Here is a 19915-nt window from a genome sequence, read left to right on the forward strand (position 1 = left end):
TACCAAGCGTCGATGATAGGAACCTGTCATCGACGCTTGGTATGAAGCTCCAATGAAAGCATATAATTGATAAACGGGCGCTTTATGAGAAACCTTTGATCACGCCGCGCGTTCCGAAGCGAATTTCCCGAACCGACTTCACGTCCAGCACAGGACCTCCTTGATGAGTACAATAGCGGCAAGCGCACACGTGGCGCCTGTAGAACCCCGGTCGCGGTCGATCAAAGCCCTCAGCGCCGTCAATTTCTTCCTTGCCGACGTCCGTGACGGGCTCGGTCCCTTTCTCGGCATCTTCCTGATCGGTCAGGGCTGGAGCACGGCAACCATCGGCGTCGTCATGACGATCGGCGGCATTGCGGGCATGCTGGCGACCACACCGCTCGGCGCACTTGCGGATGCCTCCAAGGCCAAGCGTTTCATGGTCGGCTTCTGCGCGGCCCTCGTCATCGTGGCGTCTCTCGCCATCCTGTTCGTCCCCACCGTGACCTTCGTGGCGGCCTCGCAGATCGCAACCGGCATCGCCGGTGCCGCCATCGGCCCGGCCGTCGCCGGCCTGACGCTGGGCCTCGTGGGACAGAAGGGACTAGCCCCGCAGCTCGGGAGAAACGAGGCCTGGAACCACGGCGGCAATGTCTTTGCCGCCGCCGGCGCCGGTTTCTTCGGCTACGAGTTCGGCCTGACCGCGGTCTTCATCCTCATGACAGCCATGGCCGTCGGGTCGATCATCGCCGTCATGATGATCAGACCTGAGGATATCGACCACGATGCCGCACGCGGCATCGAGAAGAAGGATGGCAAGGACGCAGAGGTGCCTTCGGGCTTCAGCGTGTTGTGGAAGTCTACGCCACTGCTGATCCTCGCTGCCACGCTCATGCTGTTCCACTTCGGCAATGGCGCCATGCTTCCGCTGCTTGGACAGCAGGTGGCAACACAGGCGGCAAGCTCCGACGTGCCAACGGACACCGGCACCACGACCACACTGCCACCCGGACAGAGCAAGCCGGGGAAGCCCGCAGCGCAACCGGTCGGCCAGCATTCGTCTCTCCAGAGCCTGCTGTCGGATCCCGTCTCCTACACCGCCGCGACCGTCATCATCGCCCAGCTGACGATGATCCCGATCGCGCTTCTCGCGGCCGGTTTCGCAGGGCGGCGCGGCTACTTCCTGCTCCTCGTCGCAGCCCTTGTTGCACTGCCGGTTCGCGGGCTGATCGCCGGACTATGGCCAAGCCCCTATGCCCTCATCCCGGTGCAGATGCTGGATGGTGTCGGTGCCGGCCTTCTCGGTGTCGCGGTGCCCGGTCTCGTCGCACGGATGCTCAAGGGAACCGGCCATATCAACGCAGGTCTCGGTGCGGTCATGACGGTGCAGGGCATCGGCGCCTCGCTCAGCCCGGCGATCGCCGGCGTCATCGTCTCGCATTTCGGCTTTTCGGCCGCCTACCTCACCCTTGCAGGGTTCGCGCTTTGCGGGCTGGTCATCTGGCTTGTTTCGATGAAGAAGGTGGCCGCGGCCTGCGCTGGCGACTGAACTCCGACGTGTAACACGTCCAAGAGCGCTCCTGTCGGACGGCAGGGGCGCTCGGCATTGTCGAAAATACTCACCTTCAGCCTAACCCGAAGGTCGGAAAGCCCCGCCAACAGGCGCCGGGCCGGACATCTTGGCGATTGCCTTTGCAGAGAACGTGGGAAGACGGTTGTTGGCTGCAACGAATAAAGCTCTGGTCGCATGCCAAGGCGTGCGACCAGAGACAAGGTATTCTTGGGGATCACCTTCGTTTGAAACTGAAAAAACCCGATGTTGTCAGAAATCAAACGATGCGGATAGCATAACGGCGCGGGGCGCGCCGGCCGAGAGGAAGCCGCGTGCAGAGGACGCCCAGTATTTCTCATCGAGAACGTTCTCGACATTTGCCCGGACTTCGATCGGCTTGCCATTTTCCCGCTCGAAGACATAGCGCGCACCCAGATCGAGACGCGTCCAGTCCTCGACCTTTTGCGTGTTTGCCCGGTCGTAATACGTGCTTCCACTGTAGAGCACGCGACCCGTCAGCGTCAGATTCTCGACCCACGGCGTGTCGTATTCACCATAGAGACTGACTGTCGTGGTGGGGACACCGGGAACCTTGTTGCCGTCGAACGCGCCGGCAGCCGTGCTGTCAAGCTTGGCATCCATGAACGTCACACCACCAAGGACGCGGATGCCCTGAAGCGGCTCGCCGAATACCGAAAGCTCAAGACCGCGGTTGACCTGCAGGCCATTGACCGAGAAGGTATTCGTCGTCGCATCGGTGAAGGCACTCTCCTGCCGGATCTCGAACAAGGCTGCTGTCAGCAGGAATGAACCGAAATCGTACTTTACCCCGATTTCCTTCTGATCGTGGACGAAGGGCGGAAAGATCTCGTTCGCATTCGCGACCGTCGCCGGTGCAATCGCTCCCTCGGACAGCGCCTCGACATAGTTGGCATAGACCGAAAGATTGTTGGTGACGTTGACGACTGCGGCGACCGCCGGGCTGAATTTCGCCTCCTCGTAGAGGTAGTTTGTGTCTCCCACCGGGAAAAGCGGATTTCCGGGACGTGTATTGAACCCTCTCGAGCGAATATCCTGATAGCGCCCGCCCACAGTTAAAAGAAAGCGTTCGTCTAGGAAGGACAATGTGTCTGAGAGCGCGATGCTCGTCGAAAGAAGATCTGCAAAGGGAACGAGATCGTCCGAGCGGGGGAAATCGCTCGTATCCACCGAGCCGTCGGGCAGATAGACCGGGTTGTAGATGTTGGTGGGATAGGCTGGAGGCAATCCCAATCTACCCGGCAGGAAGCTGCCGCGATCGTTTTCATTGAGATTTCGTGCGACCGCGACGTTGACCTGATGACCGACGGGGCCAGTATCGAATTCCGAGCGCAGACCGATTTCGCCCGAAAATCCCTGGATCTGCTGCGGCTGAATGGCGAGGCTGGATGTCGCATCTCCATTTGCGTTGACGATGGTGTAGGACGACGTCAAGAAATCTTCGCGGTAACGGCTTGCACCACCGGCAGCATAAAGCGTCGTGTTATCGAGCACATCGAACTCTACGCGACCGGAAATCATGTTGTATGTACTGTCGTGATATTCGAACGGGTTGGCCGTATTGATCTTGCCGTTCGGTGCGCGCGGTATCTCAATGCCGGGTACGGCACCGTTGAACAGGGATGTCGGCGCATCGATGTTCTGCGTGGAATGGTTCAGATCGAGCGAAGCGCGGACGCGGTCACCGCGATAATCCAGCCCGATCGATGCGACACCGACCTGATTGTCGTTGTTATCCAGCCGAGAATCGCCATCGCGGTAGGAACCGTTCACACGAACGCCGAACTCTCCGCCCGGCCCGAAGCGGCGACCGACATCGGCATGCGACCAAAGTTGCGAGTCGGAGCGATAGCCGGTCGTAAGGCGTGTCAGCGGTTCGTCGGCGGCACGTTTGGGCACGAGATTGATCGTGCCGCCGACACGTCCGAGGCCACCATTTGCAAACGCGGTCGGCCCCTTGAGGATCTCCACACGCTCGATGCCCTCAAGGAAACTGCGCCGGGGATTGGCAATGTAGGGAAGCCCGTCATAGAGCGTGTCGAGATTGGTGACCGAGAAACCACGGATCATGAAAGCATCTCGTTCGCTGAACGCAGGGGCGTCCTGGCGCACGGATGGATCGTTCAGCGTGAGATCGGCAACAGTCCGCGCCTGCTGATCGCGGATCAACTTCGACGTCAGAGACGTGACGGTGAAGGGCGTTTTCAGAACAGGCTGATTGCCCAGAACACCAACACGAGCACCGGAAGAGACCTGCCCGCCGGCATAAGGTGCCGGAGGCTGACCGATAATTCCTGTCGCCGGCGCCTGCTCCCCCGAGCTACCGACGACGACAATCGTTTCCAGTGTCGTGGCCTGCGATGCACCGGAGGACCGTGCGACCTCGGGCTGGCGTTTCGCCTGCTCATCGCGCGCTTCCTGCCCTTGCGCCGACCCTGCGGAGATAGCGAGTAACGATACACTTGTGAGAGCCGCGTTGACCCACCAACGCGATCCACAGCCAATCCAACCTCTTGACATTCCATGCCCCCTGTAACGCGTCTGACGCACGACGCTCTGCATCGTTCTTCGAACTCGGCGCCGATCCATTCGGCTGCCACGACAGAGAGACGATCCAGATCGAGAAATTTTTCTCGAATTGGCAAGATTGCTGAGTCTACGTCATGAAACGTGCTCTGACGCAGAGACTCCTGATCTGATCGCAGCAACGATCGTGACGCTCTCAGGATGCGCCTGTCGTTCGGGGATTGCGTCATGCGTTCGACGTTCTAAGGAGGGACGACATCCGTTTCTAAGCATGCCGTACGCCGTCAGGCTCTGAACTGACCGGGCTGCTTAACCGGCGAGCGCTCGATCAGAATCCTGAAGGGTACCGTACCCAAGGCTGCCACACGCTCGCCGTGCTCGACCTGGACCACTTCAAGTCGGTGAGGAACGAAGCGGACCCGATGATCGACGGCGCGGCAAATCACGCGCGATCATAAGATTTGCAGTTTTAAAAGACATTGATGTCCCCCGCGAAAAAGGTGATTCGCCTAGACCCTTTTGCCCTCTGCCTGCCATCCGAACAGCGCGGCAGCGCGATCCGCGAGATCCCGGGCGATCGGCATCGCCGATGTCGCGGCAGGAGATGGAGCGTTGCAGACATGGATGGTCCTGTGGGTTTCGCGGATCAGGAAGTCATGGACGAGGCTGCCGTCGGCGAGAACCGCCTGGGCGCGGATGCCGGGCCGATAGGGCTTGAGGTCGTCGAGCTGCAATTCCGGGCAGTATCTTCTGCAAAGCGCGAGGTAGCGGCGCTTGCTGATCGAATTGCCCATTTCCGACAGGCCGGACCGAAGATTTTTGCGCACCAGGCGGCGAAAGCCGGGGTAGGTGATCATTTCCCTGAGATCGTGGACATTGACATCGGAAAACCGGTAGCCCTCCCGCGCAAAGGCAAGAACCGCATTCGGCCCCACCGTCACATAGCCGCCGATCATCTTCGTGAGGTGGACGCCCAGAAACGGCAGCGCAGGGTCCGGGATCGGGTAGATCAGATGGTTGACAATGCGGTCCTTGTCGGAGCCCAACCTGAAATATTCGCCGCGAAAGGGCACGATATGGAAGTCGAGTTCGAGGCCACAAAGCCGCGCCAGCCGGTCGGCCATGATGCCGGCGCAGGCGATGACGTGCCGGGCGCGGATCTCTTCCTGCGGAAGCTGGAGACGAACGCCGTCCGCCTCCTCTCGCAAGGTCTCCACGGTAGCGCTGGTGCGAATTTCGACGCCCCTACCAGCGAGGATTCGGGCCATCGTGCGGGCGATCAGCCCGTAATCGACGATGCCGCTGGTCGGCACGAACAGCGCCCCGACGCCGCGGATATGCGGTTCGCGCCGGACAAGCTCCGCGGCGTCCAGCCGTTCCACCGGCAGGCCGTTCTGTCGGCACCGGTCTTCCAGCGCGGCAAGACGCGGCACCTCGTCATGGGCGGTTGCCACGAGTATCTTTCCGCATTGCTCGAACGGAATGCCATGCTCGCGGCAGAAACCGATCGTCGCCTCGACGCCTTCCTTGCAGAAACGCGCCTTCAGGCTTCCCGGCTGATAATAGACCCCCGCATGGATGACGCCGCTGTTGCGCCCGGTCTGGTGAGTCGCAACCTCGACCTCCTTTTCCAGCACGACGATGGAAAGGCCGGGCCAGCGGGTCGAGATTTCCAGGGCGGCGGAAAGACCGACAATGCCGCCGCCGATGATGGCAAGATCATAAGACACCGATGCTGTCCCCGCTCCTCACTCTCGCCTCCTTGGCAGGATGCACCGACGAGATCACGGATCCAGCGGTGTATCGCGCAACAGATCGAACATCAGCTTGAAGAAGCGGTCGCTGTCCACCTCATAGGCGATTCGTGCATTATCGGGCTCGCCACGCTCCTTCCAGAAATCGGCGACCGTCGCGCCGAAGGCAAAGGTGCCATCGAGATCGACGCCGATATGGACGGGCCTGGTGCGCACCAGCGTCGGGTCGATCACCAGCGCCAGCGCCAGAGGGTCGTGCATCGCGCCGCCGACGCCCATGGAATTGCGATGCAGCTTCTCGTAGAAGCGTAGCCAGTCCATGACGAGCCTGCCGAGTTCCGTGTCGATGGTCGCGAGCTCCGCATATTGCTCTGCCTCGACCAGAACCTGCATGGTCACATCCAGCCCGACCATGGTAACGGGCACGCCGCTGTCGAGCACGAGCCGGACGGCTTCGGGATCGCAGAAGGCGTTGAATTCAGTGGGCGTGATGATCTCGCTCTTGCGATAGAACACCCCGCCCATCCAGATCAGTTCCTTGATCTTCGGCAACACCTGCGGGTGCTTGAGAACGAGGAGGCCGATATTGCTCAGTGGCCCGGTGGCCACCACGATGATCGGTTCTGGCGCTGCAGCAAGCCTTTCGGCGAGGAAATCGACGGCATGCTGGGCCAGGGGTTTGCGTTGCGGCATGGGCAGGTAGGGCGAGCCCTCGAGACCGCTCGGGCCGTCCGCCGTTCCCAGCACCAGCGGACGGGCAAGCGGGCGGACGCAGCCGGCCGCAACCGGCACGTCTCCCGCACCGATGAAGTCGAGGATGCGAATGGCATTCGAGGTGGTCTTGTCGAGCTCGGCATTGCCGCAGGTGGTCGTCACGCCCAGAAGTTTGATATCGGGCGAGCGATGCGCCATGACGAGGGCGATGGCGTCGTCGTGGCCGGGGTCGCAGTCGTAGAGGATGGGTGTCGGCATCGGAAACGGTCCTTCAGGCTGCAGTGCCAAGACCGCCGGCGCGGGCGTAGCGCGCCATGGTGGTCTTGAAGATCGAAAGGAAGCGGCGGCCGTCGAGGCCGGTGGCGATACGGGTCGTCCTCGGGCCGTCACCGCCGGGCAGGATCTGGTGACCGCGGTAAGCCACAACCTGGCCCCGCGCGACGCCTTTTTCGATGACGACATCGGCAAAGAGCGGCGCCGTCGTCGTCACGAGATCCGGCGCGAAGGCGAGCGCCACGGTAATGACATCATCCATGGGAAAGCCCACGAGCCCGAAGAACTCGCGCCAGATATCGATGTAGATCGGAAACACCTCCCCGATCATGTCCACGACGGCATTGTCCGCCCCGGAGGACGCCATGTCCGCGATGTCGTCGCGCGTCAGCATGCTGTCGGCCACGCGGTTGTCCTCGCAGATATCGAGCGGCACGAGGATCTTGTCGACATCGGCGTTGAGCACAATGCGCGACGCCTCCGGATCGGCCCAGATATTGTACTCCGACAGCGGCGTCATGTTGCCGGGCGCGGTGAAGTTGCCGCCGAGCACCAGCATGTTCTTCAGAAGCGACGGCAACGCCGGTTCCTGCAGAATCGCGAGCGCCGCATTGGTCGTCGGCCCCGTCGTCACCAGCGTGATCTCGCCGGGATGTGCCCTTGCCATGTCGATGATGAAATCCACCGCATGGCCGGGGTTCGCCTTACGGCGAGGCTCTGGCGCCGGCGGGTTGAACGTCTTCAGACGGTCGCCGAAGCGCGCCGTCAGCCGCTTCTCGAAATGGACGGGTGCTTCCATCGCCGCCTTGGCATGGCCGACGATCGGCCGCCAGGCGCCGGCATGGACCGGAATATCGTCACGACCGGCCAGCGACAACGTGTTCAGCACGACGTCGGTCACCTGTTTGATCGGGCCGGCGGCGCCGGTGACGGTGGTGACGCCCTCCAGCTTGATGTCCGGATGGGCGGCGGCGAACAGCACGGCGAGAATGTCGTCGCCGGCGGAATCCACGTCGAGGATGATGCGCTGCATGGGAAGCCTTCGGGGTCTCGGGTTTTCAGGAACGGGGAAGCGGCGCGTCGCGGCCGGCGTCCCCCGAGGGATGGACGGACAAAGCGCGGCGAATGGTCTCGACCGTCTCGCGGATGCGCTTTGGCCGTGCGCGCCAGGAGAGCGCGAACAGAGCGACGAGCGCCACGGCATATGGCACAGCCAGAACCAGATAGGACGGGAAGCCGAAGGTCTGCAGGCGGAGCGAGAAGGCATCGGCAAAGCCGAACAACAGGCAGCCGGCCAGCACCTTCAGCGGATCACCGCCCGAGAAGATCAGGATTGCGACCGCCATGAAGCCGCGCCCGGAGGACATGTTCTCGGTGAACATCGTGATGTAGCCGAGCGACATATGGGCGCCGGCAAGACCGGCGAACAGGCCGCACAGCAGCGAAGCGGCATAGCGAATCCGCACGATCGAGATGCCGAGCGCCTCGGCTGCCTCCGGCTTCTCACCGACCACGCGGATATAAAGGCCGAGCCGGGTGCGGTTGTAGAAGAGAATGAGGAGCGGCACGGCAAAGAAGGCAACGTAGACGAGTGGTGTATAGCCGGAGATCAACTGCGCGGTCGAGGGGCCGAGCAAATCGCGCGCACCGGGGATCTGCACCTTGGGCAGGCCAACGATGCCTCGCCCGACGACAGAGCCGCGTGTCCCGAAGATCGCCTTGAGGAGAGACACGGTCATGCCGCCGGCAAGGATGTTGAGCGCCAACCCCACAACAACCTCGTTTGCCCGGAAGCTGACGACGAGAACGGCATAGATGAGGGCGAAGACGAGCGCGGCGGCGACGCCGATAACCATGCCGCCCACCGACGAGCCTGTCCAGATCGAGCCGACGACGGCGAAGAAGGCGGCGATCAGCATCTGGCCCTCCAGCCCGATGTTGAAGATCCCCGCCTTGGTGGTGAACGAGCCGCCCAGCGCCACCAGCAGGATCGGCGTCGTGGTGCGGATCATCGCGACCAGCAAAGCGACGTTGAACAGATTGGTCAGAATTTCCATCGGCGCTCTCCCGTGCGGTCGCCGCGGCGGCGCATCATGAGATCGGCGGAAACCGCCAGGATGATCAGCGCCTGGATGACCGTGATGATTTCGCGCGAGGCTGTCGTATCGACCTCGAGCAGTAGGGAACCAGCGCGCAAAGCTCCGAAGAAGAGTGCTGTAAAGATGGTGCCGATGGGCGAGCCGTTGGCGAGCAGGGCCGCGATGAGCCCGTCGAAGCCGAAGCCCGGCGCAAAGCCTTCCATGAACCGGTGATGCACGCCGAGCGTCTCGACGCCGCCCGCAAGGCCGCCCACGGCCCCGGAGACGAGCAAGACGCCGAAGCCGACGCGGCGCACGCCGACGCCGCCATATTCGGCGAACTTCGGCGCGGAGCCGACCATGGTCACGGCATAGCCGGCAGAGGTCCAGCGGAAGAAGGCGGCAACGCCCAAGGCTAGCGCCAGACCGATGAGAAGGCCGATGTTGAGCCGCGAGAAGGAGAAGAGTTCCGGCAGGTAGGCGCTGGTCAGGATCGGCGGCGTTTCCGACCAACCGCCCGGGCGCTTGAACAGGAAGATGGTAAGATAGGAGGTCAGCAGCGTCGCAATGTAATTGGCCAAAATCGTGGACACCACCTCGTTGGTGCCGAAGCGAACGCGGAAGAACGCGGGAATTGCCACCCAGAGCGCACCGGCGACCACCGCCAAAGTCACGGCGGCAAGCACGTGCAGCACCGGCGGCAATGCAAAGGCGAACCCCACCCAGGCGGCGGCGAACCCGCCGAGAAAGAGCTGTCCCTCAATGCCGACATTGAACATGCCGCCGCGAAGCGCGATGCAGGCCGCGATGCCGCAGATGAGGATCGGCGTCGTCTGCAAGAGCGTGCCGGCGATCTTCTCCGCATCGCCGAAGGCGCCGCGCATCAGCGTCATGAAGACGGCAACCGGGCTTTCGTCGATCAAAACAATGATGATGGCGCCCAGCGCCAGGGCTATGGCGAAGGCTAGCGCCTGCCCCGCCAGCGTTCGCCCCAGACCTTTCGAGAAGAGCCCCCGGAAGGGCATTCGGTTCGTCATGAGGCCTCCGTCATGTCTGCCGGATCGACCCCGGCCATCATTAACCCGATTGCATCTTCGTCCATCTCCGACCCATCGACCGCGCCCATGATGCGGCCGTCGAACATGACGAGGATCCGGTCGGCCAGAGCCTTCAACTCGTCAAGCTGGGTGGAGATCAGGAGGATCGCACGACCGTCGGCGCGCTGGCGCATGATCTCATCGTGGATCGCCTCCTGAGCGCCGATATCGACGCCACGGGTCGGCTGGTCGATGAGCAGCACGTCCCCGCCGGCCGTGAACTCACGCGCCAGCACGACCTTCTGGATATTGCCGCCGGACAGGCTGCGCGCCGGATCCTTCGGGCCACGGGCGCGGATATCGAACCGCTGGATCAGAGTGCGCATCGCTCCATGCACGGCCGCCCAATCGATCACGCCAAGGCGGGCGAAGGGTCTCTTGTTCTGGCGCCCCATCAGCATATTGGCCGACAGCGAGGCGTTGCGATCGACGCCGCGCACCATGCGGTCGCCCGGGACATGGGCAAGCCCACGGTTGCGGATTTCGGCCGGCGTCCGGTCGAGGATGTCGTGTCCGTGGAGCTGCACGGTGCCGTGGCTTGCAGGCCTGAGACCGGAGAGAACCTCCGCAAGTTCCGTCTGTCCGTTGCCGGCGACCCCGGCAACGCCGACGATCTCCCCGGCGCGAACGGTGAGATCCACCGATTTCAATGCCGTTAGCTGCCGGTCGTCCCGCGCCCAGAGGTCGATGACTTCAAGCGCCACAGCGCCTTCGTTCCGGGTCCGGGTACGCCGGTCGAAGCTGACGTCGCGGCCGACCATAAGACGGACAAGCTCCCGCTTGGTCAGTGCGCTCTTCGGCTTCGTGGCGACGACGCGGCCATCGCGCAGCACCGTAACCGTATCCGACACCGCCATCACCTCTTCGAGATGGTGCGAGATGAAGATCACGGTCATGCCGTCATTAACGAAGCTGCGCAGCGTCTGGAACAGGTCGCGGCTTTCCTGGGGTGTGAGGACGGCCGTGGGTTCGTCGAGAATGACGGTACGGGCGTTGCGCGCCAGCACCTTCAGGGTTTCGATGCGCTGCTCGATGCCGACCGAAAGTCCCGCCACCCGCTCCTGCGGATCGACCCGCAGGCCGAATTTCTCCGAGAGAACGCGGGTGCGCTCCACCTGCGCTGCGCGATCGATGAGCCCGTTCCGGCGGATTTCCATGCCGAGAAAGATGTTGTCGGCCACGGTCAGCGACGGCACCAGCTTGAAGTGCTGGTGCACCATGCCGAGCCCCTCGTTGATCGCCACCGCCGGACTGTCGACCAGCATGGTCTTGCCGCCGATCGAGATGGTGCCGGCATCCGGCTGCAGCAGGCCGAACAGGATGTTCATCAGCGTCGTCTTGCCAGCGCCGTTCTCGCCGATGATCGCGTGGATTTCGCCGCGACGGACGGCGAGATCGATGCCGTCATTGGCGGTGAAGGCGCCGAAGCGCTTGGTGATACCGGAAAGATCGACGGCAAGGTCCATGAGGCATACCGAGGCAGGAGAAGAAGATACGAGGATTCATCGAAGGAAGACAGCCGGACGGCCGGCGTTGACAGCCGTCAACACGCCTCCGCCGAGCAGACGACGCGAGATTGCGTCGCTCTTACCGTCATGAACGGCAGCGTGGACGGCGGAGTTCGTCCGCGCCCACGCCGGACCGGCTTACTTCGCACGGGCGATCTGGATCTTGCCGGCGATGACATCCGTGCGGATGGTCTCCAGCTTGTCCTTGATTGCGGCCGGAAGCTTCGCCGCGATATCGTCGCAGACCTTCACCTCGACACCGCCTGAGGCGAGATCGAAGGTGCGCGTTCCCGGCGTGACCTTGCGGCCTTCGATCTCGTCCTTGATGATCGCATAGACGGCGACGTCCCCGCGCTTCAGCATGCTGGCCAGCACGTTGCCGGGTGCACTGGAGCACATATCGATATCAACGCCGAGCGAATATTTGTCGGCGGCGGCACTGGCCTGCATCACGCCTTCCCCGGTCGGGCCTGCAACGTTGTAGACGATGTCGGCACCCTGCCCGTAGAGTGCCATGGCCAGTTCGCTACCCTTTGCCGGGTCATCGAACGTACCGGCAAAGACCGAATTCACCTTCACGTCGGGCGCTGCATATTTCGCGCCCTGCTCGTAACCGCCCAGGAAGTTGCGGATGACGGGAATGTCGCGGCCGCCGACGAAGCCGATCGCCTTGCCGTCGCCGATCTTGTCGAACTCTGGCCCCATGTCCTCGACCAGACCTGCGAGCGCACCGGCGATGAACGAGCCCTGCTCTTCGGCAAAATTCGCGTAGACCATCGTCTTCGCATCGAGCACGCCGTCGATGAAGACGAAGCGCTGGTTGGGATACTGCGCGCCGACCTTCTGCAGCGCATCCACCAGTTCCCAGCCCATGACGAAGATCAGGTCGTACTGGCCGCTCTTTGCAAGATTGGCGAACTGTTCCTCATAATCGAGCGCCCGGTTGCCCGTGTCGACAAGCTTGAGGTCGATGCCGAAATCGTCCTTGGCCTTGTTCAGGCCGTTGACGATGGAAATGCCGAACCCTTGTGCGAAATAGCCGGAAATCGCGGCGACATGCACCTTCTCGGCAGCGACGGACGGAAGGGCGGATGCAGCCAGCACGACGCCAGCCGCTAAGAAGCGGGCAAAAATCTTCATTGTGGTTCTTTCCCTCTGGTAGCCTTCTCGGCAGATCCATCGCCCGGTCTTGATGCCGCATTAGTTGATGGTCATACGAATACTGTGTCGACTTCCAGATCTTGTCAATCGCTTTCTGACGCTTTTTTCATCTTGCTGCATTGCACGCCAGAATCGCTCAATTCCGTCGCTCGACAACATGGCCAGGGTCAGGCGACCGGGTTTCTCCGGGGCCTCCCTTGACAAGGAGCGAGCGTGATGGATTGTTACCACTCTAACAAATATGGAGAGGTGCATGGCAGACGTGGCCGTACGTAAATTCGTCGTTTCCGTGGATGAGATCTTCCATGAGGGAGGCCCGGTCGCCGGCACGCCGCTGCGGCGCGCCTGCGTTCTCGCGGTCATCGAGAACCCGTTTGCCGGCAGCTATGTCGAGGACATCGCCTTTTTCATGGACGACCTGAAACCGCTCGGCCTGGAGATGGCGCGCCGCCTCATCAATGCGCTCGGCGGCGACCCCGCTGTCGTCGAAGGTTACGGCAAAGGCGCGATCGTCGGATCGGCGGGAGAGCTCGAACATGCAGCCCTCTGGCATAATCCCGGCGGCTATTCCATGCGCGAACTGCTGGGCGATGCGCGCGCCATCGTTCCCTCGACCAAGAAGGTCGGCGGGCCGGGCACGCGTCTCGATGTTCCGATCACCCATATCAACGCATCCTATGTCCGCAGCCATTTCGACGCGGTCGAGGTCGGCATCGGCGACGCACCGCGCGCAAACGAGATGGTGCTGGCCCTCGCGATGACCACGGGTCCGCGCGTCCATGCGCGCGTGGGCGGCCTGAAGGCGAGCGAAATCAAGGGCGAGGATGGCCTGCGATGAGCGAGAACGACACCATCGGCCCAAACGACACCATCGGACTGCGCCGCATCATAACCGTGGTTGAAGAAACGCTGGTCGAAGGCGGGCGAAAGCTTGAAAAGCCGACCCGACGCGCGGCCTCCGTCGCCGTCGTCCGCAATCCCTTCGCCGGTCGCTATGTGGAGGATCTCTCAGCCCTCGAAGCCGTCGGCCGGGTGCTCGGACGGATTTTGCCGGAACGGGCTGTATTAGCTCTGGGAATCGAAGGATCGCGGATCGAAAGCTTCGGCAAGGCCGTGCTCGTTGGGGAGGATGGCGAACTGGAACATGCCGCAGCCTTGATTCATCCGGAGCTTGGCGCACCGTTCCGCGCGGTGCTGGGCGGCGGCGCTGCCCTCATTCCATCCTCCAAGAAACGCGGCGCCCCAGGTGCCACCTTCGACATCCCGCTCGGCCACAAGGACGCGGCACGGGTGCGCAGCCACTTCGATGGCATGGAGGTTCGCGTGCCGGATGCGCCCCGCGCCGATGAGATCGCGGTAGCGATCGCCGTCACCGACAGCGGCCGTCCGCACCCGCGCGTCGGCGGCCTGACGGTCGACAGGATCATCGGCAAGGACGGCATAATCTGAGCTTTCGCTATGACCGACATGCAAAGGCCGCGCCCCGACAGGAGTGCGGCCTTTGCATGTCGCGATGCCTTCAGCCGGCCAGAAGCTCCGGCACGAGAATGGATGGCGGCGTGTTGCGGCTCCGGGCGATGCGGGGAACGCCGTCGACCAGGATCATGCCGATGCCCGGCATGTTGCCAAGCGTCATACTGTCAAGAACACCGTCACCCGCGCCACCCATGGCCTGGTCGATGAAGACGAGATCGGCTGCAAGGCCCACCGCGATCCGTCCGCGGTCCGTCAAGCCGCGCAGGCGCGCAACATTGCCCGTGGCGAGGCAAATCGCGACTTCCGGTGCGAGATTGCCAAGGGACGCCAGCATGGTCACAAGCCGCAGCATGCCGAGCGGCTGGACGCCGGAGCCCGCAGGACCGTCCGTGCCGAGCACCAAGCGGTCGAGCGCCCCGACATCCCGCACGGTATCGAGCACGAAAAGGCCCGCCCGCATATTCCCGTTGTGGACGATTTCAAGCCCGCGCTTGCTTTCCTCGCAGATGAGGCGAAGTTCCGCTTCCGGCAGGGATGTAGGCCCCCCGTTCAGATGCGCGGCGACATCGGCATCGACTTCCAGCACCGTCTCCGCCCCGATGCGTGAGGAGCCGGGAATGGAATGGCCTCCGACATGGGTCATGGAGGTCATGCCGTTCTGCCGCGCCCAACCGACCATCTGCCGGCCAGTGGCTCCATCCTTGACGGATCCGAGGCCGACCTCGCCGACCAACGTCACGCCGGCAGCCGCGAGTTCGACGAAATCCGCTTCGGTCAGCCCGTGCTCGAGAATCAGGGCGCCTGCAAGCACCTTCATTCCCGTTGGAGAAAACGCGCTAAAGGCGCGCTGGGCGGTAATGGCGAGTGCCTTGACGCCGATCACGTCCCTCGGACGGCCGGGCACATGCACCTCCCCGGCCGAGACCAGCGTCGTCACGCCGCCATGCAGGGTGGAATCGATCCAGCCAAGCTGGTTCTGCCGCGGTGTCCAGTCACCCATGACGGGATGCGAATGATTGTCGATCATGCCTGGCATGATGGCGGAACCCTTGGCATCGATCACCGTGGTGTCGTCCGGCAGTGCCATGGACGACGCGCGGCCGATCTGAGTGATCCGCCCGCCTTCGACGAGAATGGTGTCGGCATCTGCGATCGGCGCGGCAAGGTCGCCCGTGATCACCGGGCCAAGGTTCCGGATGAGAAGGCGGTCGAAAGATGGCTGCATCGTCGGATGTCCTTGGGGCTTGGCAATGGAATTTGGCAATACTGCGCACATCGGTCCCGGTCCCTTGAGACCTGGCCCTCCAGATCGGCTGTCGTCAGTCCGCTTCCGGCTCGCCAACCCGGTTCAGGAGGTCGAGCAGCGTTGCCTGCTCGCCGGGCGAGAGCGGTGACAACAGCCGGCGCGCCACCTGCATGGAGCGGTCGAGCAGGGGCAAGGTGTAGTGCACGCCGGCATTGGTCAGCGTGATCATCGTCATGCGCTGGTCCGTATCCGAGCGCTTGCGTGCGATCAGTCCGCGCTTCATCAGCGCCTTGACGACGAGGCTGATCGTGGACGGGTCCATCTGCGTCATGCGGCCGAGATGGTTCTGGGAAAGCTCGCCGTGTTTCAGAAGCGTTGCCAGCGCGGCAAGCTGCGTCGGCGTCAGGTCGTCTCCGGGCATGACCGCCTGAAAGCAGGCCGTCGCCCGCTGGTGCGCGCGCCGCAGCAGGTGTGCCGCGTGATGCTCCAGCGAATATCCCGTACGGGCGTAATAGGCCTGGATTTCATCGTGGCCGAGTTCGGGAAGCGCGATGGCGGCGGGCTGGTCGCTCTGGTCCGGCAATGAAGGATCAGGGGAGATGGAATCGATCGTCTTCAAAAGGTCTTCCATTCGATAGGCAGGTCTTGGGCGCAATCGCGCCATCGCCTCCTGCGTGGTCAAGCCGCAATCATGTTGGTGAGCGTGGCGCCCTTGCTGAAGGCGGCAACGACGGACTGCGTATCCGAAACGATGCCGAAATGCGTGGCGATGTCGTACAGCGAGCTTTCCTGTTCGCGCGGGCCGGTCGCAGCGCAGGCATCGGCCGGCACGACCACCTCGTATCCGTTGAAAAAAGCGTCATGCACGGTCGAGCGGACGCAGATATTGGTGACGACCCCGCAGATGACGAGCTGGTCGATCTGCATATCCTTCAGCGTCAGGTCGAGATCCGTCTGGAAAAAGGCTGAATATCGACGCTTGGTGACGTGGATGTCATCAGGTCTGGCCCCCAGATCCGCGATAATCTCTGTCGCCCAGGTGTTTTCAAGCCCATGCGGCGTGCGCTTTGCCCATTCGTGCTCATGCCGCATTCCAGGCCGGTGCGCATCGTGAACCCAGATGACCGGCGCTCCGGCCGCGCGCGCCGCCTCTACCAGCGCCAGTTGCGGCCCGACCAGAGCCTCGTAACCGGGCAGCACCATCCTGCCGCCCGGTTTGCAGAACTCGTTGATCATGTCGATGACGATCAGCGCGCTACGCTTGCCATCCAGGCGGATATCCTGCTGTTCGAGATGGGCAGAAAAGACGTCGAGCGACATGGGCGTCTCCAGGTTGCGAGGGGAGCGGCAATGGTAAAACTCATTGATGATCAAACAAGCAATCGAAGGCTGATGAAGTCAAGCGGTTTATCTGAGCCAGCTTTGGAATTTCGGTGGGCGGCTGGCAAACCAAAGTTACACTGCCCTCACGTTTTGACCGGAAGCGATGTCGCAAACCTGCCTTGACATCATCAGCATGTTGCGACCTAATCGTTTGACCATCAACGATACCGGTCGTGGCCTTTATCTTTTTGGGGTATCGATGTCTGACGTCAGGAGCCGGCGTTTCCATGAAATCCTGTTCGCACCCGCATAAGTTTGGACCTGCCTCCGGTTTCGATAAGTAAAGGATTGCCCGATGAGCCGCATTCTGGTGACCGGTTCGAGCGGCTTGCTCGGTCGTCATGTCGCTGCGAGCCTTGTGGAAGCCGGCCATGCCGTCACCGGCCTCGACGTCAGCGCGCCACCGGAAGGTGCATGCTGGTCTCATATCACCGGCGAGGCTGACGACCTTGCGGTGATGGCGCAACTGGCCAAGAGCGTGGATACGCTCGTCCATATTGCCGCCATTCCCCGCCCGACAGGCCGGGCGGCGGCCGACGTGTTCCGCATCAACATGGCGGCGATGTATGCCGCCGTCGAGGCGGCGCACCTTTGTGACGTTCAGCGGTTCGTCTATGCCTCGTCCTTCAGCGTGCTGGGATTTCCCTTTTTCGAGACGCCGGTCGTGCCGGTCTACTTGCCGATCGACGAAGGGCATCCGATCGGCGCGCAGGACGTCTATGCGACAACGAAATGGCTCGGCGAGGAGCTTATCGAGGCAATGGTTCGACGCGGCGCCTTCTCGGCCGTCAGCCTGCGGATGCCGTGGATCCAGACGCCGGAGACGTTCCACGCGGCCATCGGTCCGCGCCGTTTACACGCCGATGCCGCCCGCGATCTCTGGGCCTATCTCGATGCACGGGACGCCGCCGCGGCCTTCGTTGCGGCCGTGGAGCGGCCGGTGACCGGGCACGCGCGTTTGTTCATCAGCGCCGCCGACAGCTATATGGATTGCCCCAGTGCGGATCTCATCGAAAGAGCCTATCCGGGAACGCCGATCCGCAAGCCGATCGATGGCTTTGCCGCGCTGATCGACACATCCGCCGCGCAGTTGCAGCTTGGTTTTGCGCCGCGCCATTCGTGGCGGGATTATCCGGTATTCGAGAACTGAACGCGCAAGAGGAGTGGCAATGATGCGGTTTGCAGACAAGGTCGTGCTGGTCACCGGTGCTGCCGGCGCCATCGGGAGTGCCGCCGTGCGCCGTTTCATGGCCGAGGGCGCACGCGTTGCCGTTGCCGACATCGACCTCGACAAGGCCCAGGCGCTGGCCGCAGCATTCGGTGAGAGAGCGAAGGCATTTGCCGTCGATGTGGGCGACCCTGCATCGGCAGCGGCGATGGTGGGCGATGTAGCCGCACATTTCGGCCGTATCGACGTGCTGTTCAACAATGCGGGCATCTCGGGCACGGTCGCGCCTATCCACGAGCTTGCGATCGAGGACTGGCACCGCATCGTCGGCATCAATCTCAACGGCATTTTCTACGTGCTGCGTGCAACGCTCGCCGTCATGATCGAGGCCAAGACCCAGGGCGCGGTGGTGAACATGGGCTCATCCATGGCCGGCTGGGACGTGCTGGCCGGAGGCGCCGGCTATGCGTCGACCAAGCATGCCATCGTCGGCCTCACCCGCGTCGCCGCGCTGGATGCTGCACCCTATGGCATCCGCGTCAACGCGATTTGCCCCGGCGTGATCGAAACGCGGCTCGGCGTCCCCGCCGGCGACGATGCCGCCTATGAGGCCGGCATCCGTCGGTTTTCCGATCGCATTCCCTTGCGTCGTATCGGCCAGCCGGAAGACGTGGCTGCCACGGTTGCCTTCCTCGCCTCCGACGATGCGCGGCACGTCACCGGGGTCGACTGGCTGATCGACGGAGGGCAAACCCTGCAGAGCTGGGCCAACGCCCCGGATGCCGAGGCCTTCCCCCGTCGGGTGTGAGCCGACGCGTAACGGCACCAAGCATATCGGCAGGCTGGCGCTACCGGCAACGGGGCGTGCGGTGCAATTTCTGTCAGCGTCATCATCCAAAAAGCCTGGTAAGCTGACTTTTGTGGCCTGCGACGAGCCCCAGCTGTCAAAGCGAACGTGCAAAGAGCATAGGTTTGCGCGATTGCGATATTGACAAGGATATCGGCGGCGAGGATCGATAGGGTCGCGTTCACTCGGCCCCGAAATCCCGGCTGGTCGGGTAGCGCGCCATCCTGAAGCGAGATCTGGGCTTCCATGCAGCATTTCGATACAGATGCGCTCGCGACCTTCGTGGCCGTCGCCGACGCCGGGGGCTTTACCGCGGCGGGCTTGCGGATCGGCAAATCCCAGGCTGCGGTGAGCCTGCTGATCGCCCGCTTTGAAAGTCAGATCGGCAGGAAGCTGTTCGACCGGACCAGACGCGGCGTACACCTGACCGAAACCGGGGAGATCCTGATTGGCTATGCCCGCCGCATCATCGCCATCGAGGACGAGGCTTTAGCGGCGCTCGATCCCGGTTCGATGCGCGGATATGTGCGGCTCGGTATGCCGGACGATTATATCGAGCTGTTCGGGAAGCCCTTGATCGAGGAGTTTTCTCGCGCCAACCCGCGCATCCAGGTCGAGATCCAGTGTGATTTTTCTCGCTCGCTGGAATCGATGGTCGAGCATGGCACGATCAACCTCGCAATCATCACGCGCGCGCCGGATTCCGTGGTCGGCGAATTGCTGCGCCGGGAACAACTCATTTGGTGCGGGCCTGCGGAGGGAGAAACGCAACGCCAGCGCCCGTTACCCCTCGCTCTGTTTCCCGAGAAGGATTGTCGTGCACGACCGCATATCGTGCACGCGCTCACGGAAGCCGGCATCCCGTGGCGTGCGGCATGGACGTCGTCGCATCTGCCGTCGATACAGGCCGCGCTCGATGCGGGCGCAGCCGTGACCGCCCTGCCGGCCTCCGTGGTCGCATCGAGACATCGCCGTCTGAATGCGCAGGATGATGAGCTGCCGTTACTGAAACCGCTGGAGATCGCGCTGCTCGTTCCCCACGGCGCCCGCGCTGCGGTGCGCACGGTCGCAAGTTTCGTTCGCTCGCGCTTCCAGCAGCTTTGACCGGGTCGTT

17 protein-coding genes are annotated in these 19915 nt (G+C 62.9%); 6 read left to right on the forward strand and 11 right to left on the reverse strand.

Annotated features, from left to right (window positions below; genetic code table 11):
* Nucleotides 1-190: 190 nt before the first annotated feature.
* Entirely contained in the window at nucleotides 191-1528 is a 1338-nt protein-coding gene (locus GA0004734_RS19645) for an MFS transporter (protein ID WP_245292552.1), read from the forward strand.
* Nucleotides 1529-1801: 273 nt separating this feature from the next.
* Here GA0004734_RS19645 and GA0004734_RS19650 read toward each other — a convergent pair whose 3' ends face one another.
* From GA0004734_RS19650 to GA0004734_RS19685, 8 genes are all read right to left on the reverse strand, one after another.
* On the reverse strand, nucleotides 1802-4090 hold the full coding sequence (locus tag GA0004734_RS19650) for a TonB-dependent receptor (RefSeq protein ID WP_092938192.1): 2289 nt from the start codon (nucleotides 4088-4090) through the stop codon (nucleotides 1802-1804).
* A gap of 515 nt (nucleotides 4091-4605) precedes the next feature.
* Nucleotides 4606-5826 (reverse strand): L-2-hydroxyglutarate oxidase, encoded by a 1221-nt coding sequence (lhgO, locus tag GA0004734_RS19655; protein WP_092937189.1) that lies wholly within the window; start codon nucleotides 5824-5826, stop codon nucleotides 4606-4608.
* A 54-nt stretch (nucleotides 5827-5880) separates the two neighbouring features.
* Complete coding sequence (locus tag GA0004734_RS19660) at nucleotides 5881-6822, reverse strand: nucleoside hydrolase (RefSeq protein ID WP_092937191.1); 942 nt, start codon at nucleotides 6820-6822, stop codon at nucleotides 5881-5883.
* A gap of 13 nt (nucleotides 6823-6835) precedes the next feature.
* The gene (locus GA0004734_RS19665; protein WP_092937193.1) at nucleotides 6836-7870 is read right to left on the reverse strand and encodes a nucleoside hydrolase; all 1035 of its coding nucleotides are present in this window, start codon (nucleotides 7868-7870) and stop codon (nucleotides 6836-6838) included.
* Nucleotides 7871-7895: 25 nt separating this feature from the next.
* The gene (locus GA0004734_RS19670; protein ID WP_092937195.1) at nucleotides 7896-8894 is read right to left on the reverse strand and encodes an ABC transporter permease; all 999 of its coding nucleotides are present in this window, start codon (nucleotides 8892-8894) and stop codon (nucleotides 7896-7898) included.
* Nucleotides 8882-9952 (reverse strand): ABC transporter permease, encoded by a 1071-nt coding sequence (locus GA0004734_RS19675; RefSeq protein ID WP_245292553.1) that lies wholly within the window; start codon nucleotides 9950-9952, stop codon nucleotides 8882-8884. Before GA0004734_RS19675 ends, GA0004734_RS19670 begins: the two co-directional genes overlap by 13 nt.
* The gene (locus tag GA0004734_RS19680) at nucleotides 9949-11478 is read right to left on the reverse strand and encodes an ABC transporter ATP-binding protein (RefSeq protein ID WP_092937197.1); all 1530 of its coding nucleotides are present in this window, start codon (nucleotides 11476-11478) and stop codon (nucleotides 9949-9951) included. Before GA0004734_RS19680 ends, GA0004734_RS19675 begins: the two co-directional genes overlap by 4 nt.
* A gap of 180 nt (nucleotides 11479-11658) precedes the next feature.
* The gene (locus tag GA0004734_RS19685) at nucleotides 11659-12660 is read right to left on the reverse strand and encodes a BMP family lipoprotein (protein ID WP_092937199.1); all 1002 of its coding nucleotides are present in this window, start codon (nucleotides 12658-12660) and stop codon (nucleotides 11659-11661) included.
* A gap of 274 nt (nucleotides 12661-12934) precedes the next feature.
* Here GA0004734_RS19685 and GA0004734_RS19690 point away from each other — a divergent pair, with 274 nt between their 5' ends.
* A complete protein-coding gene (locus GA0004734_RS19690) occupies nucleotides 12935-13519 on the forward strand; it encodes an amino acid synthesis family protein (protein WP_092937201.1) in 585 nt (194 codons plus the stop codon).
* Nucleotides 13516-14130, forward strand: a complete 615-nt coding sequence (locus tag GA0004734_RS19695) for an amino acid synthesis family protein (protein WP_092937203.1) — start codon at nucleotides 13516-13518, stop codon at nucleotides 14128-14130. Before GA0004734_RS19690 ends, GA0004734_RS19695 begins: the two co-directional genes overlap by 4 nt.
* A 70-nt stretch (nucleotides 14131-14200) precedes the next feature.
* On the opposite strand, the gene GA0004734_RS19700 is transcribed toward GA0004734_RS19695, so the two are convergent.
* From GA0004734_RS19700 to GA0004734_RS19710, 3 genes are all read right to left on the reverse strand, one after another.
* The gene (locus GA0004734_RS19700; protein ID WP_092937205.1) at nucleotides 14201-15382 is read right to left on the reverse strand and encodes an amidohydrolase family protein; all 1182 of its coding nucleotides are present in this window, start codon (nucleotides 15380-15382) and stop codon (nucleotides 14201-14203) included.
* 94 nt (nucleotides 15383-15476) lie between these two features.
* Nucleotides 15477-16022, reverse strand: a complete 546-nt coding sequence (locus tag GA0004734_RS19705; RefSeq protein WP_348626099.1) for a MarR family winged helix-turn-helix transcriptional regulator — start codon at nucleotides 16020-16022, stop codon at nucleotides 15477-15479.
* Nucleotides 16023-16081: 59 nt separating this feature from the next.
* Nucleotides 16082-16723 carry a cysteine hydrolase family protein gene (locus GA0004734_RS19710; protein ID WP_092937209.1) on the reverse strand — a complete coding sequence of 214 codons (642 nt, stop codon included), beginning with the start codon at nucleotides 16721-16723 and terminating at the stop codon, nucleotides 16082-16084.
* Nucleotides 16724-17081: 358 nt separating this feature from the next.
* On the opposite strand from GA0004734_RS19710, the gene GA0004734_RS19715 reads away from it, so the two are divergent.
* The 3 genes from GA0004734_RS19715 (at nucleotide 17082) to GA0004734_RS19725 (ending at nucleotide 19905) form a co-directional block, all read left to right on the forward strand.
* Complete coding sequence (locus GA0004734_RS19715; RefSeq protein WP_092937240.1) at nucleotides 17082-17936, forward strand: NAD-dependent epimerase/dehydratase family protein; 855 nt, start codon at nucleotides 17082-17084, stop codon at nucleotides 17934-17936.
* Nucleotides 17937-17955: 19 nt separating this feature from the next.
* A complete protein-coding gene (locus tag GA0004734_RS19720; protein ID WP_092937242.1) occupies nucleotides 17956-18762 on the forward strand; it encodes an SDR family NAD(P)-dependent oxidoreductase in 807 nt (268 codons plus the stop codon).
* A 285-nt stretch (nucleotides 18763-19047) separates the two neighbouring features.
* Nucleotides 19048-19905 (forward strand): LysR substrate-binding domain-containing protein, encoded by an 858-nt coding sequence (locus GA0004734_RS19725; protein ID WP_092937244.1) that lies wholly within the window; start codon nucleotides 19048-19050, stop codon nucleotides 19903-19905.
* Nucleotides 19906-19915: the final 10 nt, after the last annotated feature.

Origin of the sequence: Rhizobium sp. 9140 (assembly GCF_900067135.1) — a bacterium.
GTDB lineage: Bacteria > Pseudomonadota > Alphaproteobacteria > Rhizobiales > Rhizobiaceae > Ferranicluibacter.